The organism is Clostridium saccharoperbutylacetonicum N1-4(HMT), from assembly GCF_000340885.1.
GTDB lineage: Bacteria > Bacillota > Clostridia > Clostridiales > Clostridiaceae > Clostridium > Clostridium saccharoperbutylacetonicum.
This window is the reverse complement of the sequence record NC_020291.1, coordinates 4496888-4513095: the sequence shown is the minus strand read 5'-3', so window position 1 is coordinate 4513095 and position 16208 is coordinate 4496888. Positions and strand designations below refer to the sequence as shown.

The 16208-nt window shown below is 28.0% G+C and carries 11 protein-coding genes; 9 read left to right on the top strand and 2 right to left on the bottom strand.

Going from position 1 to position 16208, the window contains the following annotated elements:
• Nucleotides 1-11: 11 nt before the first annotated feature.
• From CSPA_RS20220 to CSPA_RS20200, 5 genes are all read left to right on the top strand, one after another.
• Nucleotides 12-1058 carry a hypothetical protein gene (locus tag CSPA_RS20220; protein WP_015394228.1) on the top strand — a complete coding sequence of 349 codons (1047 nt, stop codon included), beginning with the start codon at nucleotides 12-14 and terminating at the stop codon, nucleotides 1056-1058.
• Nucleotides 1059-1096: 38 nt separating this feature from the next.
• Nucleotides 1097-1966, top strand: a complete 870-nt coding sequence (locus tag CSPA_RS20215; protein ID WP_015394227.1) for a S66 family peptidase — start codon at nucleotides 1097-1099, stop codon at nucleotides 1964-1966.
• A 54-nt stretch (nucleotides 1967-2020) separates the two neighbouring features.
• Nucleotides 2021-3484, top strand: coding sequence for an extracellular solute-binding protein (locus CSPA_RS20210; RefSeq protein ID WP_015394226.1), 1464 nt, complete (start codon nucleotides 2021-2023; stop codon nucleotides 3482-3484).
• Nucleotides 3485-3542: 58 nt separating this feature from the next.
• A complete protein-coding gene (locus tag CSPA_RS20205; RefSeq protein WP_015394225.1) occupies nucleotides 3543-6506 on the top strand; it encodes a bifunctional diguanylate cyclase/phosphodiesterase in 2964 nt (987 codons plus the stop codon).
• 108 nt (nucleotides 6507-6614) lie between these two features.
• Nucleotides 6615-8354 (top strand): FapA family protein, encoded by a 1740-nt coding sequence (locus CSPA_RS20200; protein ID WP_015394224.1) that lies wholly within the window; start codon nucleotides 6615-6617, stop codon nucleotides 8352-8354.
• Between the two features lie 541 nt (nucleotides 8355-8895).
• On the opposite strand, the gene CSPA_RS20195 is transcribed toward CSPA_RS20200, so the two are convergent.
• On the bottom strand, nucleotides 8896-10629 hold the full coding sequence (locus CSPA_RS20195; RefSeq protein ID WP_015394223.1) for an ATP-dependent metallopeptidase FtsH/Yme1/Tma family protein: 1734 nt from the start codon (nucleotides 10627-10629) through the stop codon (nucleotides 8896-8898).
• Nucleotides 10630-10895: 266 nt separating this feature from the next.
• Here CSPA_RS20195 and CSPA_RS20190 point away from each other — a divergent pair, with 266 nt between their 5' ends.
• The 3 genes from CSPA_RS20190 (at nucleotide 10896) to CSPA_RS20180 (ending at nucleotide 14332) form a co-directional block, all read left to right on the top strand.
• Nucleotides 10896-12926, top strand: coding sequence for a sensor histidine kinase (locus CSPA_RS20190; protein ID WP_015394222.1), 2031 nt, complete (start codon nucleotides 10896-10898; stop codon nucleotides 12924-12926).
• A 54-nt stretch (nucleotides 12927-12980) separates the two neighbouring features.
• Complete coding sequence (locus CSPA_RS20185; protein ID WP_015394221.1) at nucleotides 12981-13835, top strand: DegV family protein; 855 nt, start codon at nucleotides 12981-12983, stop codon at nucleotides 13833-13835.
• Between the two features lie 134 nt (nucleotides 13836-13969).
• A complete protein-coding gene (locus CSPA_RS20180; RefSeq protein ID WP_015394220.1) occupies nucleotides 13970-14332 on the top strand; it encodes a hypothetical protein in 363 nt (120 codons plus the stop codon).
• 204 nt (nucleotides 14333-14536) lie between these two features.
• Here CSPA_RS20180 and CSPA_RS20175 read toward each other — a convergent pair whose 3' ends face one another.
• Nucleotides 14537-15154, bottom strand: a complete 618-nt coding sequence (locus CSPA_RS20175; RefSeq protein WP_015394219.1) for a hypothetical protein — start codon at nucleotides 15152-15154, stop codon at nucleotides 14537-14539.
• A 431-nt stretch (nucleotides 15155-15585) separates the two neighbouring features.
• Between CSPA_RS20175 and CSPA_RS20170 the strand changes: the two genes are divergently transcribed.
• Nucleotides 15586-16194, top strand: a complete 609-nt coding sequence (locus CSPA_RS20170; protein WP_015394218.1) for a 3D domain-containing protein — start codon at nucleotides 15586-15588, stop codon at nucleotides 16192-16194.
• Nucleotides 16195-16208: the final 14 nt, after the last annotated feature.

Here is a 16208-nt window from a genome sequence, read left to right as displayed (position 1 = left end):
GAGGTGCATTTATGGAAATAGGGCAAACAAACAAATTTGGAGATCACATTTATAATTATGAAAGTAATAATATTGAAACTAATGATGGAGCTTTTTCATTTCAATTAGATTCAGCAAATAAATCAGAGGTTCTTTCAGATTTGCAAAAAAAATTTATTCAAGCTAATTTTGAAATTGCAGATGTTTCAAAAAATGATCAAACTGTAAGTATCTATGGAGATGATTATAGCGAGAGGTTTAATGTTATTATTTCACCAATAATATTAAAGCAAATGGAAGAAAGTATGAGTAGAAGAATAGAAATAGAAAATAAAATTTTTAGATATATTCATGAAAATAATACAGGTCTATTTAATTATGAAAAAATGTCGTCAGGAATTATATTTCATAGTGATGGTACTGTTGAATATTGGTCTATACCAGAATACTCTGCTAATAATGAAAATCAAAAAAATAAGTATCAAGATAATAATGTTTATGGAAGTTCAAACTATAGGGGAGAGTCGGAGCTTATCAGAAAGATAAGTGATTCTGAATCATTAAAATCAAAAGCAATGCCGTATGATGGGCTTGTGCCATTATATAATTTGGGCGTTCCAATTAGTGGAGAAGCTAAAAAGATTATCTATAATAAAAGTAATGAAGAGGATGGAAAACAAAGCTTATTGGAATATTTAAAAGAAAAGTTCTGTGGAATAAATATTCACATAATTGAGATTAAAACAAGTGATGAAGCTATATTAAAATATGGAGAGAAATGTGATTGGAGATCTAATGTTTGCATTTCACCAGTTATTTTTAAAGAAATGGAAACTGATTCTAGTAAAGAGGCTGAAATTGAAGAGCGTATATCTGATTATTTGAATGACCAGATAGAAGAAATTAAATTGAATAAAATAATTGAAGTAAAAACTATGATTTCAGGAATTATTTTTCATAAGGATCAAACATGGACACATTGGTCAAAAATAATTAGAGAGACTAATATTAATAAACAACAAGAATTTATTTTTAGACAAATGACAAAGGAGGGGAAATACTCAATAAGAAGGTTATAAAAAACTATAGGTATTAATAGTTTAGGGAGGAAATTAAGATGAAGTTACTAAGTAGTGGTGATAAGGTTGGTATAGTTGCTTGTTCTAATGGATTAGATGAAAAGAATAGAAATAAAATTCTCAATTTAGAGAATGTATTAGGTACTTTTGGACTTAACCTAGTATATAGTGAAAGAATATATAAAAGCTACTCTGTATTTAATGGCAATGGTAGGGAGAGAGCAGAAGCTGTAATGAAATTTTTCCTTGATGAAGAAATTAAAGCTATATTTGATGTTTCAGGTGGAGATGTTGCGAATGAAGTTTTGGAGTATTTAGATTTTGAAGTAATAAAAAAGAATCCAAAACCTTTCTTTGGATACAGTGATTTATCAGTAGTTATCAATGCTTTATATTCAAAGACAAATATGAAGACATATCTTTATCAAATTAGAAATTTGGTTGAAAGTAATGATGAGAGACAAATTGAAGAATTTAAAAGCACTTTTATGGGAGAAGGAAATGAACTTTTGAAATTTAACTATGAGTGGATACAGGGAAGAAGTATGGAAGGTACAATAGTAGGCGGAAATATTCGTTGTTTGCTGAAACTTTCAGGGACTGAATACATGCCTGATTTTCAAGATAAAATTATTCTCTTTGAAGGTTTAGGTGGAGATGTTCCTAAAATGGCTACGTATTTAACTCAATATAAACAACTAGGGGTATTTAAAAAAGTCAAAGGAATAATCCTTGGAAGTTTTACAGAAATGGAGAAAGAAAAGTATTCACCTAATATAGTAGAATTATTAAAAGAAAAAATAAATGACACTAATATACCAATTGTAAAGACAAGTGAAATTGGTCATGGAAAAGAATCTAGATGTATAATTATTGGGGAAAAAGTTAAATTATTTTGTGGAAATTAAATGAATTATAACCTATAATTAGAGAGGATATAGAACGGTTTAATGGGGGGAATTATGTTAGATAAGAGGGGAATTACAATAAAAATAGTACCAGTTTTAATATTATGTTTTTTTATTTTAGGATGTTCATTAAATTTAGGGAATAAATATGGTTTAGATAAAGAAAATCCTACTGCAGTTGAAATATGGCATTACTATAATGGAGTACAGAAAATAGAATTTGATAAAATGGTTGAGGAATTTAACAAAACTGTTGGGAAAAAGGAAGGGATAATTGTCGAAGCTTTTAGTCAAGGAAGTATAAATGAATTAACTGATAAAGTTATAGATACTTCAAATGAAAAAGTAGGCGCAGGTAAGATGCCTGAGGCTTTCACTGCTTATCCAGATACAGCATATAAATTAGAGCAGCTTGGATTATTATCGGATTATAATCAATATTTATCTAAAAGTGAAATGTCAAAGTACATAGATAATTATATTGAGGAAGGTAAAATAACAAGCAGTGATAAATTAACTATATTTCCAATAGCAAAATCTACAGAAGTACTTATGGTAAATAAAACCGCCTGGGGTATGTTTGCAAAAGAAACAAATGCAGATATAAATAAATTTCAAACCTGGGAAGGTATTGCAGAACTAGCTAAACAATACTATGAATGGTCAGACAGCAAAACAGAAATTAAGGATGATGGAAAAGCTTTTTTTGGAAGAGATGCTATGGCTAATTATATGATGGTTGGCAGTAAAGAATTAGGAGAAGAAATATTTAAAATAGAAGATGGTAAAGTAAATGTTAATTTGAATGAAAAGGTTATGAGAAAGCTGTGGGATAATTTTTATGTTCCATATATTAATGGGTATTATGGAGCCTATGGACGATTTCGTTCAGATGATACAAAGACAGGAGATATAATTGCTTTTGTTGGTTCAACACCAGGAGCAGAATATTTTCCGAGCTCAGTTATAAAAAATGATGAGACTAGCTACCCAATTGATTGTATGGTTTTGCCTATTCCAAAATTCGAGAATTATAAGGGGTATATGCCAGAACAAGGTGCAGGAATAGTGCTTACTAAATCAGATCGTAAACATGAATATGCAGTAACAGAATTTTTAAAATGGTTTACTGATGTAGAACGAAATACAGAATTTTCAATAAAGTCAGGTTATCTTCCAGTTAAGAAAGATGCAAATAACATTGATTTTATTAAAAGTGAAATAGCAAAAAATAATGACTTGGATATTTCACAAAAATTACAAGATGCTATTTTTACAGCAATAGATCAAGAAAATTCAAATGAATTTTATTTTGTTAAGGCATTTAATGGTTCAAATAAAGCAAGAGATATTTTAGAAAAGGCAATGTTGGATAAGGCAAAATTGGATAGAGAGGAAATACAAAAACAATTAAATAATGGAATTTCTAAGAAGGAACTTATAAATAAGTATGATACTGATGAAAATTTTAAAAAGTGGTTTGAAAAATTAAAAAATGACATAAATAATGCTATGTGAGTTTTTATTGTAAATTTTATTTTCATTGGATTGCTAGATTGGTATAATGGGGTGAAATATGGAGATCATTAGAAATAAAAATTCAATAGCTAGAAAATTATTAATTCCTATGATTGTTATTGTAATCGTTCAAGTTATTCTATTTGTAGGTACAATTTTTACAAGTGGGATAGTGGAAATACTAAGGAATAATTCTTTTAACATATTAAATCAGAAAATTGAATTAAGAAAAAACTATTTGGAAAATGAAATGATACAACGCTGGAGTAATATTGGAGAATATCAGGAGAAAATTAATTCTAGAATATTAGAAAACTTAAAGAGTAGAGGTATGACGGTAAATGATTTTGATAAAAATCCTCAAGTTGCAACAGATTCATTAAAAGATATTTCAAATGAATTAGTGTATATGTTAAGAAAAAATTACGTGACAGGGGCATTCGTAATACTTAATACTGATTCACAAGAAAAGCCTGGATTGTATATTAGGGATTTAGATCCTAATTCTAATCCAAAGGATAATTCTGACTTGCTCATGGAAAGAGGTTCTGCATCAACAGCAAGAAGTTTAGGTATACCATTAGATGCCCTTTGGAATAATAAGTTTACATTTAATGGAGCTGGAAAAGTAACAGCAACAGATTTTTTTGAAAAACCAATTAAAGCTGCTAATGATAATTTGTTTTTAGATTATAAAGATTTAGGTTATTGGAGCAAACCTTTTGCTTTAAATGATAAGGATATGAAGATTGTTACATATTCAGTTCCTCTATTTGATGAACATCATAAACCTTATGGAGTTATTGGAGTAGCTCTTTCATTAAAATATTTAAATTCACAACTTGATTATAAGGAGCTTACTACAAATGGGCAGGGGGTCTATGTAATAGGTATTGATGAAGGAAGTGGAATGGATTTTAATGAAGTCATGAGCACTGGCCCAATGATAAATAGAATACTTTCAGAAGACAAAAAGGTTTCAATGAATGGTACTGAAGTATTTAAGTCTATTTATGAGTTAAATACAAATGACTATTTAAATAGATCTTATGGTTGTGTTAAATATATCAATTTATATAATTTAAAATCTCCATTTAAAGATGAAAAATGTGCGATAATTGGGATTGTTGGTGAGGAGAATTTATTATATTATTCAAACCGATTTACAAGATTATTGTCAGTATCATTAATTTTATCAAGTGTAATTGGAATTGCAGTTGTTCTTATTGCTGGAGCAAGAGTTACTAGACCAATTAGGTATTTAGCTGAAGATGTAAAAAAGCGTAATCCAATTGAACCTTTGATTCTTAAAAAAACCAATATATCTGAGATTGATGAATTATCTGAAGCAATTGAAATTCTAAGTACAAACCTTGTTGATTCGGCATCAAAATTGTCACAAATAATAAAACTTTTTAATATGCCAATAGGTGCTTTTGAATATAAAAAAGGGCATGATATGGTATTTTGCACAGAAACCTTTTTTCAAGTAATAGGTATTCAAGATGTATATAAAAATGATTCTTATGTTTATATTAAAGACTTTGAAAAAATAATAGAAGAAATAATAGTACATGAAGAAAATTTAGCAGAGGATATTTATAAAATTACAAAAGAAGACAATAGCATTAGATGGATAAAATTAAAAATATTAGAGCATAATTCAAGAATGTTAGGTGTAGTTAGTGATGTAACGCAAGAAATATTGGAGAAGCATAAAATTGAATATGAAAGAGATTATGACATACTGACAGATATATTAAACAGACGTGCATTTTATAGAACAGTTGAAGAAAGGATAAGAAAAGCTAGAAATAAAATTGGTGCTTTTATAATGTGGGATTTAGACAATTTAAAATATGTAAATGATACATATGGACATGATTATGGTGATGAATATATAAGAAAGGCAGCTGTAGAATTAAAAAGGCTTGAAGAATATGGAGGGGTTGTAGGACGAAGATCAGGGGATGAATTTTTTGTATTTATTTATGGATATGAAAATAAGGATGAAATTAGGAAAATTATTAGAGATATTCATGATAATGTTGAAAATACTGTACTTAAGTTACCTAATAATAGAGAATTAAAAATTAGAATATCAACAGGAGTTGCATGGTTTCCTGATGATGCTGCAAATTTTGAGGAACTATCCAAATATTCTGATTTTGCAATGTATAAAATTAAAAGAACAGTAAAAGGAAATATAAGTGAATTTAGCAGAAAAGAATATGAAGAGGAATCTTTTTTATTAAGTAGTCAAGAGGATTTAAATAAATTACTTGATGAAGAATTGATACAATACGCTTTCCAGCCAATTGTAGATGCAAAAACAGGAGAAATATTTGCATATGAAGCTTTAATGCGCTCACAATTAGAAAATCTACAAAATCCACTTCATATAATAAAACTTGCAACTGCTGATTCTAGATTATATGAAATTGAAAGAATTACGTTTTTTAAAGCACTTGAAGGATTTTTAAGCTATATGGAAGAATTTAAAGATGTAAAACTATTTGTAAATTCAATACCTAATCATGCGCTATCTGAGAAAGATGTAAAAAGATTTGAGAATTTATATGGAGCATATCTTGACAGATTGGTTATAGAATTGCTTGAAAATGAAAGATCCAATGGAACAAATATTTCTAAAAAGAGGAAAGCATGTGAAAGATGGAATGCACAGATTGCTATAGATGACTTTGGATCAGGCTATAACAATGAAGCTGTGTTGTTAGCTATTACTCCTAATTATGTGAAGATTGATATGGAAATTGTGAGGGGAATTAATAAAGATCTGGATAGGCAGCAGATTTCCAAGAATCTAATTTCTTATGCCAAACAAAGGAAAATAAAAGTTGTAGCTGAGGGAGTAGAAACAAAGGAGGAATTAGAAAAGTTAATCGAATTGGGAGTGGACTATCTTCAAGGTTACTATTTAAGTAAACCTAAATTTGTTCCTCCTAATATAAGTAAAGTTATAGTTAATGAAATTATAAATATAAACAATAATTTTAATTAATATATATTGTTTTAATATATTACAATAATAATTATTTATCTTGAATTATGGTTGCAGATTATATTAAAATTGTAACATATATTGTAATATTTTTTATGGGGGATAATTATGGAAAGAGAAGTTGGAGCAAAGGTTGCTGATGGACAAATAATAGTTGTTGATGGCGCATTTAATGAAAGAATAACAATAAAAGCTAGAAAATATATTAATTTATTTATAAATGATATTCCATGTAAACAATATAAGGCATATGAAGTTACATCAAACGATAAGTTTACTTATACTTTTGAAAAGACTCAAGCTAACAGGGAAGTTAATATATCTATTTCTGATGATAAAATGAAGGCATATATGACTGTAGCATATACACCAGAAGCAGAATTCAAATTAAAAGATAAGGAAGCTTTTTTAAATTTAGCAATATCAACAGAAATTGCTTCAGAAAAATTTCCGCCATTTTTTACAGTTGAAGAATTAAAGAAGATATTAAAGGAAAAAGGAATAGTTTATGGTATAGACGAAGAAGCTTTAGAAGAGGCAACAGAGGGAACAGGAAAAGAAATCTTAGTTGCAGAAGGAATAAGACCAGCTAAAGATATACCAAGTGAGGTGAAGTTATTTTTTACACCGACACAAATGTTATTTCCGGAGCCTGATTCAGATGAAATAGTTGATTTTAAAAATTTATTTAGAATTTCTAATGTAAATGCAGGAGATAAGATTGCTGAAATAATACCTGAAGTTGTAGGCGAGGATGGTAAAAACATTTTTGGAAAAAAAATAAAAAGAGAATACATAAGAAGTATGCCTATAGTAGCTTCAGATGGATGTAAAATCGAAGGGGCTGATATTATAGCTCTTATTGATGGAAAAGCACATATTGCAAATAGAAAAGTTACAGTTAATCCAATTTATGCCGTTGAATCTGTAAATATGGAAACCTGTAATATTAAATTCTATGGAGACATAGAGGTTTATGATTCTGTTCAAGATAATATGTTTGTTAGTGCGGGTGGTTCATTAGACGTGAGCCAAAATGTTAATACTTCCAATGTAGTATCTGGAGGTGAAATAACTATTTTAGGAAATGCAATAAATTCTAAAATTTTATCTGGACAAATTGACATTAGAAATAAGGAATACTTGGATGTATTGAATGAATTTAAGCGTATTATTTACAATATGATTGAGTATATTGATGATTTACAATTTAGAGATATTAATTTGAGAAGTAATCAGCTTGTACTAACAATAACAGAACAGAGATTTAGTAATTTCCAAAAAATTGCTTTAAATATTATAACTTTAAATATAAAAAATAAAACTAAAAGAAGCAAGTTAGTAGACTATATTAAGGAAAATGTTCTGGGATATAATATATTAAATATGAATGGAATAAATGATTTGAAATGCCTAAAGGATATCTTAGAAAATGAAATAGAATACTATGATAGGAATTTAATAGCACCATTAGATATACGAATAGGATATTGCCAGGATTGTGAAATTAAATCAACTGGAAATATAATAATAGGGGGAAAGGGACAATATACTTCTAAATTAACTGCAATGAAAGATATACTTTTCACGAAATCAGATTCTGTTGCTCGTGGAGGCATATTATCAGCTGGAGGAAACATTAGTGCAGGAATTGTTGGAAGTAAAGCATATGTACCTACAACGTTGATGGTTCCATTAGATGGTCGAATAACAGCTGCTTTGGCATTTAGAAATACTATATTTTGTTTCGGAAAAACAAGACTTGTTCTAGAGGAAGAAAGGGAAAATATTCATTTGCATTTCAATGAAGATACGAGAAGAATTGAAATTAATAGTACTGGATTATAAAATAAAATTAGACATATTGTTTGAAATACATATAGATATCCCAAGCAAGAATTAGACTTATGCAACAATTACCGAAATCAGATACATTTATTTTCCACAGGACTAGTGAAATTTTCGCTGGAAGGTTCTAAATGTCGGCTTGTCGTCATTTCAGCGTGTTCCGAATGTAAAAGCTCCAAGGAGAAAGTTCGTGTTTCCAAATATAAAATTTGGACACTTACTTTTCGGACAAGCTGAAAATGAAACAAGCCACCATTAAGAACCATCATCAGCTCAATTTCACATGCCTGTTTCCAGAAAAATATATCTACTTTCTAGTATAGTGTTACGATTAGAATTTCTCAATAGTACATATATAAGTTGAATTATTAATTAGGATATCTATATGTCTAATTTTATTTTTTTGGCAGGAAATATTTGTTGAATAGCTTATTGGAATATATTGAAAGAAAGAAGAATAATAAATAACAAAAGAGGCATATTGAACCTCTTTTGTTATTTGGCAATAGGAAATGATTTGTTTAATCAAGCTAAGCTTCTGTTATATTATCATTTTTAGTTCGTCTTCATATAAAGTTTCTTTATCTAATAATTCTAAAGCTATTTTTTCAAGAGAACTCTTATTTTCATTTAAAAGTTCTAAAGTTTCTTTATATAATTCATTAACGAGATTTTTGCATTCTTCAATTACGGGATTTCCATAACTACTATATAGAGAACCGACACTTGAAAGTTTTATCAGTCCTAATGTATCTCCCATACCGTATTCGGAAATCATTTTTAATGCAATATCAGTAGTTTGAGAAAGGTCTCCATGGGCACCAGTAGAAATTTTATCCTTTCCAAAAATTATTTCTTCTGCAGCTCTGCCACCAAGTGAGACTTTAATTTTATTTTTAAGATAATCAATTCTGTGGTAACTTTTATCTTCGGGAATAGTCAAAGTATATCCGCCAGCACCTTTTGTAGTTGGAATAATCGTTATTTTTGAAACTTTATCGTTTGGAAGTAATAGCATATTAACCAAGCCGTGTCCAGCTTCGTGATATGAAGTTAAAAGTTTATCTTCTTCTTTTAAATAACTTCTTTCTTTTTTCTCATGACCTGCTAAGGTTATTGAATAAGCTGCATCTATTTGAGCTGATGTAATAGAAGTACTATTTTCTTTTGCAGCTAAAATAGCGCTTTCGTTAACTAAACTTTCGAGTTTTGCACCAGAGAAGTAAACTGTTTTCTTTGCAAGTTCTTTAATATCAATATTTTCATGAGGCTTATTTTTAAAATGTAGAGATAATATTTTTTCTCTTGCATTAACATCTGGTAAGGATACTTCGATATGTCTATCGAATCTGCCTGGCCTTAATAATGCTTTATCAAGCATGTCCAATCTGTTTGTAGCAGCAATTACAACAATGCCATCATCTTGTCCAAAACCAGACATTTCTGTTAAAAGAGCATTTAAAGTTTGATCTTTTTCATCATTGCTTGAACCATTTTTACCATTGCTTCTTGCTTTTCCTATTGCATCAATCTCATCAATAAAAATCACAGCTTTTCCTTGAGTTTTTGCTTTCTTAAATAAATTTCTTACCCTTGCAGCTCCAACCCCAACGTAAACTTGTACAAAGTCAGATCCACTTAGAGCATAGAATGGAACGCCTGCTTCACCAGCTACAGCTTTTGCAAGTAGAGTTTTCCCTGTACCAGGATCACCATAAAGAATTACACCTTTCGGCATTCTTGCACCATATTTTTGATATTTTTCAGGATTCTTGAGAAAATCAACTATATCCATTAAGCTTTCTTTTGCTTCTTCATTACCAGCTACAGCGTTGAAGTCTAATGCATTTTTTTGGTCTTTGCTAAAATCCTGCATTTCTATAGAAGTTACTGAATTCTTTCCTTTAACTTTGTATAAAAGCATGGCCATTATTGAAATAATGGATAAAACAAAGATACCTGAAGGAATAGATTTTGTAAGAGGAGGAGTGTTTTCGTTTTTAACTTCTATTCCTTTTAGTAATAACTTTTCAACTAATGTATCTGTGTGTGGATTATCAGTATAATATTTATCGCCATTATTTAATATTATGGTCATTTTGGGAGAACTGTTAACTACGACTGTAGAGACATTATTGGAATTCATGTCTTCTGTAAATATGGAATAACTTTTATTAATGAGATTAGTATCGAGTGCTGTTGATACTATAACTATTAGTGACAATATTGCAGTAATTATAGGGATGAGTATATAATATTTTTTTATCTTATTCATTAATTACCTCCTAAATAGTAAAAGATAACTTAAGACATATTAAATGAGTTGTAACTGTTAATCTGCCTAAGAATGATTATACAGATTTAAAATTATAAGTCTAATGAATTTCATGTATTTTACCAATGTAATTTTTGGAGTAAAATAATTTGAAAATATTTGAATAAAAATAATGAAATAATATATAAAAATGGTATTTTTTAGTTTATAATTAAATATAAGGGTATAATAGAAAATATGAGTAATATTTATGGGGGAAGGTTATTATGAAAAATAAAAGTATTTACAAGCTTGTTATGTCTGATAAATGGAAAATAATAATAATTATGGTAGTTATATGCTATTTTGTTAGCAGAAATAACTATACTTTATTTCATAGTTTAATTGAAATGTCTACTATAGCCATAAGTTTGGCTGTAATGCTTGTAGCTGTTGGAACAGTTAGAATATGTGAAAATAATTGGTTTACCTATTTGGGAATTATATATGGGTTTGTGGGAATTATTGATATGTTTCACACATTAACCTATAAAGGAATCAATATTATTGTTGATAATCCAGATATTTCTATTCAGTTGCGGGTTGGTGGAAGATATTATGAAAGTATAGCTTTAATTTTTTCTATATATTATTTAAATAATAAACTAAAAGCAAAAAAAGTAGTAGTTTTAAATTTAGTTATTGTTTCTATAATGTTATGTACTATATTGTTTACAAACATATTTCCTATGTGTTATATAGATGGATATGGACTCACAAAATTTAAGGTAATTAGTGAGTATATTATTTCAACATTTTTTATGATATTTGCATTTTTTATCAATAATAATTATAAAATAAAAAAAGTTAGTGGAAGTAAATTAATTTTTTTCTCAATAATTTTCAAGATATTTTCTGAATTATTATTTACTTTTTATATTGATGCATATGGATTATTTAATTTTTTAGGACATACTTCAAAATTGATTGCAGCATATTTATTATTTAAAGCATTATTTGAATCAGTAATTTCGGATCCATATAAAATAATTTTTGAGAAGATAAATTTAAAAGCAACGGAATTTGAAAGGAAAAATGAGGAATTAGTTTTTTCAAAGAATAAATTGGAAGAAGAGTATTATAAAATTAAGAGATTTATTGAATTATTACCAGAAGGAGTAATGTTAATAGAAGATGAAAAAATAATTTATGCTAATAGCAAAATGGCATCTTTGCTAGAGATAGAAGATAAAAATAGCATAATTGACTCAAGTATATTTGATTTAGTAGATTGTGAATATAGGGAGAAATTAGTTGAAAGATTCAGTAGTAGAGATAAAACTAAGGTTAATAATCCTGTAGAAGGCAAGCTCAGTTTTAATGGAAGAAAATTAGATACTGAAATTTATACATTATTTTTAAAAAACATAGTAGAAGAGTGTAATGTATCAATAATAAGAGATATATCAGATAGGAAAAGATCTCTAGAGATGGAGACATTACTTATTGAAAAGGAAAAAGAAGATAAATTAATTAATGATTTCTTTACTAATATATCTCATGAATTAAAAACACCAATAAATGTAATTTATTCGGCATTACAATTGGAAGAATTATATTTAAATGATAAAGATATGAGAACTATAAGAAACTATAATAACATAATAAAACAAAATTGTTTAAGACTTATTAGAACAACTAATAATATAATTGATGCAACTAAGATTCAGGCAGGTTTTTTTGTAGCAAAATTAAAAAAGCAAAATATTGTCAATATTATTGAAGAAATAACTTTATCAATTGTATCGTATGCAAATTGTAAGGATATGAATATTATTTTTGATACTGAATGTGAAGAAATATATGTAGACTGTGATGAAAATTTAATAGAACGTATAATTTTGAATCTTCTTTCGAATTCAGTTAAATATGGGAATAAGCATGGGAATATAAAAGTTAGTATATATAAAGTGAATGAAAATTTAATTGAAATAAGCGTTAAAGATGATGGAATAGGTATTCCCAAAGAAGCTCAAAATATGATTTTTGGAAAGTTTGAAAAAGTTGATAAGAGTAATTCAAGAATTGCGGAAGGCACTGGAATGGGGTTATTCCTTGTGAAAACCTTTGTAGAGATGCATAATGGAAGTATTGAAATTAATAAAAAATATAAAAATGGAACCGAATTTTTAATAAGGATTCCTTGTGTAAAGGTAAATGAAAATGCTTATTCTATAATTTCACACAGTGAATATAGAACTATAAGAAATTTAGTGGAAAAAATTAATATTGAGTTCTCGGATGTATATAGTGCGTAATAAGTACAAATAGAATATAATTTTAATAAATAAGACATTAGATAAGGAGAAAAGATGGAAAAATATATTTTAGTGACAGAAAGTGGAACTGATTTGCCAGAAGACTTGGCAAAGCAACATAATATTTATGTACTTCCGATGCATGTAGTAATGGATGATGTAGATTATAAAGATGGAGCTATTCAAGTAACAGAGATATATGATTATCATAAAAGAACTAAAAAAATACCAACAACTTCAGCGGTAAATCCTAATGAATATGAAGAGTTATTTAATAAAATTACAGAAGAAAATCCTGGATGTATAATCATTCATATAGGATATTCATCAAAAGCTTCTTGTACTTATCAAAATGCAATTATTGGTTCTGCTGGTATGAAAAATGTTTTACATGTAGATTCGTTAAATGTTTCTGGAGGGGAAGCAGCTATTGTTTTAAAAGCAGCAAACTTAATAGAGAACTTTTCAGATATAGAACCTATGGACTTAGTTGAAAAAATAGAACAATATGTAAAAAGAGCAAGAGTATCCTTTATACCAGGAGATCTTGAGTATTTGAAGGCTGGTGGGCGCTTGTCAAATGCATCATATTTGGGAGCAACTATTCTTCAAATTAAACCAGTAGTTGAAATATTGGATGGTAAATTAGTTGTGACACAAAAATATCGTGGTTCAATAAAACGTGTTGCTGAGAAATATGTGAATGAATATATAGATAAATGGAATATGGATAGAGAACAAATATACTTTATTTATTCTTTAGGACTTGATGAGGAAATAAAGAAGCGCGTAGAGCTGATTGCAAAAGAAAAAGGTTTTGAGAATATTAATTGGATTAAAACTGGATGTGTGATTTCAACTCATGGAGGTCCTGGAGCAATTGGAGTAGTTGGATTTTTAAAAGTGTAAATTTAAACAGATGTAAACAGACATTTTAATATTAAAATTGTATAATTTAGAGTTTTCGTGTTATGAATTTATCATGTATATAATAGAATATATAATTATTAAGAGCAGTAAGATTTATGAAAGAAGGAAAAAATATGAGGAAGAAAATAATGAATTTTTTATTTAGTGAAGTAGCTTTATTATCAATATTACTTATTGCTGGAGCAGTAGTTATATATTTTACAGAATATATATTTAAAGATGTCTTATTTCTCGAAGGAATTGCAGTAATTATTTTCGGAATATTTTCTGGAATTAGTGGAAATCCATCAGGATTATCTCTTCTAGGTATGGGAAAAGATAGTGCTCAATATATTTCAAATTTCAATCTTGAAACTGTAAATATAGAGAAAGAAAAATCTAAAAATAATCTTGGAGATGTTATAAGTGTGAGAATAAGTATGATTACATTTATTATGGGTGGAGCATTGTGTGTTTTGATTTCAGTTGTAATTTAGAACAGCAGTTGGTATTGCAAAATCAAAAAGAGAGGAATTTGTAAAAAAATAGTATTTAATGTTAGAATATTTTGTCGAAAAATAAAATAAATAAATTTTATAGAAAAATGTAGAATATTTTGTCATAATATGATATTATGAATATAACAAAGATACCCAAAACCAATACCTAAACCCTCTCAAAATTTTATAAAATAGCAGTCACTAATGTGGCTGCATTTTTTTTGTTAAAAAATTTTCGACATTATTCTTGTCAACTTCGCTTAAGTTAAATTTAATAATATTGGTATATTCAAACCAAAAGAAATTTATTAATATATTTAGTTCAAGAATTGTATTATTAATAATTCTATATGATTTTATATCAGCTAAATTATGGTATATTCCGCAATATATTATTCCGTTATCGCTGAGACCATTTTCACTTCGAATATGGATAATAAATAGTGTTGTTAATATAAGTGTAATAAATAATAAAGGAAGAAGGTGCATATCTTTTGACGTTATTAATTCTCCGAACTCTAAAAGTGAAATGGCTGCAAAAAATACTAAAATATAATTTAGCCTATTTTTGGTAGTCAAAACTAGTTTGAATTTCTTTGTCCCAAACAATTTAATACAATCATAAATTTCATAAATATCTACAATACCACAGATAATTGCCACAAATAATAAAATTAATTCGAAAAATCCTAAAATATCTATTTCAGCAAACACATTTATTTGCCCAAATCCAGAGTATGTCATAATAAAACCTATGATTGCTCCTAAAAATGCTAATATAAAAAGAATTACAAGAAAGACCTTTTGCCATTTTTGCATGTCTTTTCCTCCTTAAAAAATTTCTTCGATACAACTAGGTGTCTATAAACTATTTATATGATTGGCAAACTTAATGTATTAATAATTTTTTGTAGTATTAAAGTCAGTAACATATTTTTCTGAATTCATTAAATTCATTTAATAGAAGTTAATAAATAAAATGTGTTTAAAATTTTATGTTTTAAAGCAAAATATAATTGGATGAAAATAATATGATTATGAAATAGAGAGTCAACTTTCTATGGTAATTGTGTAATTATTGATATGAATACTTTTATATTAAATTATAAGAAAATTATCCATATATAGAATAAATTGATTTTGAGAAGGGGATATTCATATGCTATAATAGGCAATACCATATCGGTGGCTAATGTAGCTTGAAGTATTTGGGAAATTCAAGCCGCAAATAAAACACAAGGAGTGGTTATTTGACAAAATTAAATAAACATATTACAAGAGTATATGCACTCTTTGCAATGTGTTTAATGTGCACTGGTCCAGGTTATGGCGGTGCTCAAGCAAAAGTGACTCAAATAAATAAAGTCGCTATGGGGAAATATCAAGGAGATTCAAATATAGAAAATCTTGATATTAAAGAGAATAGAGAAATTGTGGGAGAAGACATAAAAACTCTCAATAATGCAGTTAATGAAATAGTAGAAGAAGTTAAAAATAAGAAGAATGCTTCAATTAAACTTCAAGAAAATAATAATATAAAAGGTACACCGATAAAAGCTGAATTAACTGCATATTCTGATGATCCAAGATCTCAAGAACAATGGGGATCTCAAACAGCGATGCAGACGAGGACGAGAATAGGTGTTATTGCAGCTCCAAAAAATGTCCCTCTCGGCAGTAAAATGTACATTCCAGAATTGAAAAATTATAAACAGGATGGTATGTTTAATGTTGAAGATAGAGGTGGGGCGATTAAGGTGAAAAAAGATGGTACGTATGTAATAGATGTATGGGTACCAAGTCACGAGGAAGCTATGAAATTTGGAAGAAAATACACCACTATTTATTTAATGGAGTAATGGGTCACATTAAA

What these genes read in the sequence shown, in the direction of transcription:
- CSPA_RS20220 (WP_015394228.1), top strand. Translation starts at nt 12, where the DNA reads ATGGAAATAGGGCAAACAAACAAATTTGGAGATCACATTTATAATTAT.
- CSPA_RS20215 (WP_015394227.1), top strand. Translation starts at nt 1,097, where the DNA reads ATGAAGTTACTAAGTAGTGGTGATAAGGTTGGTATAGTTGCTTGTTCT.
- CSPA_RS20210 (WP_015394226.1), top strand. Translation starts at nt 2,021, where the DNA reads ATGTTAGATAAGAGGGGAATTACAATAAAAATAGTACCAGTTTTAATA.
- CSPA_RS20205 (WP_015394225.1), top strand. Translation starts at nt 3,543, where the DNA reads ATGGAGATCATTAGAAATAAAAATTCAATAGCTAGAAAATTATTAATT.
- CSPA_RS20200 (WP_015394224.1), top strand. Translation starts at nt 6,615, where the DNA reads ATGGAAAGAGAAGTTGGAGCAAAGGTTGCTGATGGACAAATAATAGTT.
- CSPA_RS20195 (WP_015394223.1), bottom strand. Translation starts at nt 10,629, where the DNA reads ATGAATAAGATAAAAAAATATTATATACTCATCCCTATAATTACTGCA.
- CSPA_RS20190 (WP_015394222.1), top strand. Translation starts at nt 10,896, where the DNA reads ATGAAAAATAAAAGTATTTACAAGCTTGTTATGTCTGATAAATGGAAA.
- CSPA_RS20185 (WP_015394221.1), top strand. Translation starts at nt 12,981, where the DNA reads ATGGAAAAATATATTTTAGTGACAGAAAGTGGAACTGATTTGCCAGAA.
- CSPA_RS20180 (WP_015394220.1), top strand. Translation starts at nt 13,970, where the DNA reads ATGAGGAAGAAAATAATGAATTTTTTATTTAGTGAAGTAGCTTTATTA.
- CSPA_RS20175 (WP_015394219.1), bottom strand. Translation starts at nt 15,154, where the DNA reads ATGCAAAAATGGCAAAAGGTCTTTCTTGTAATTCTTTTTATATTAGCA.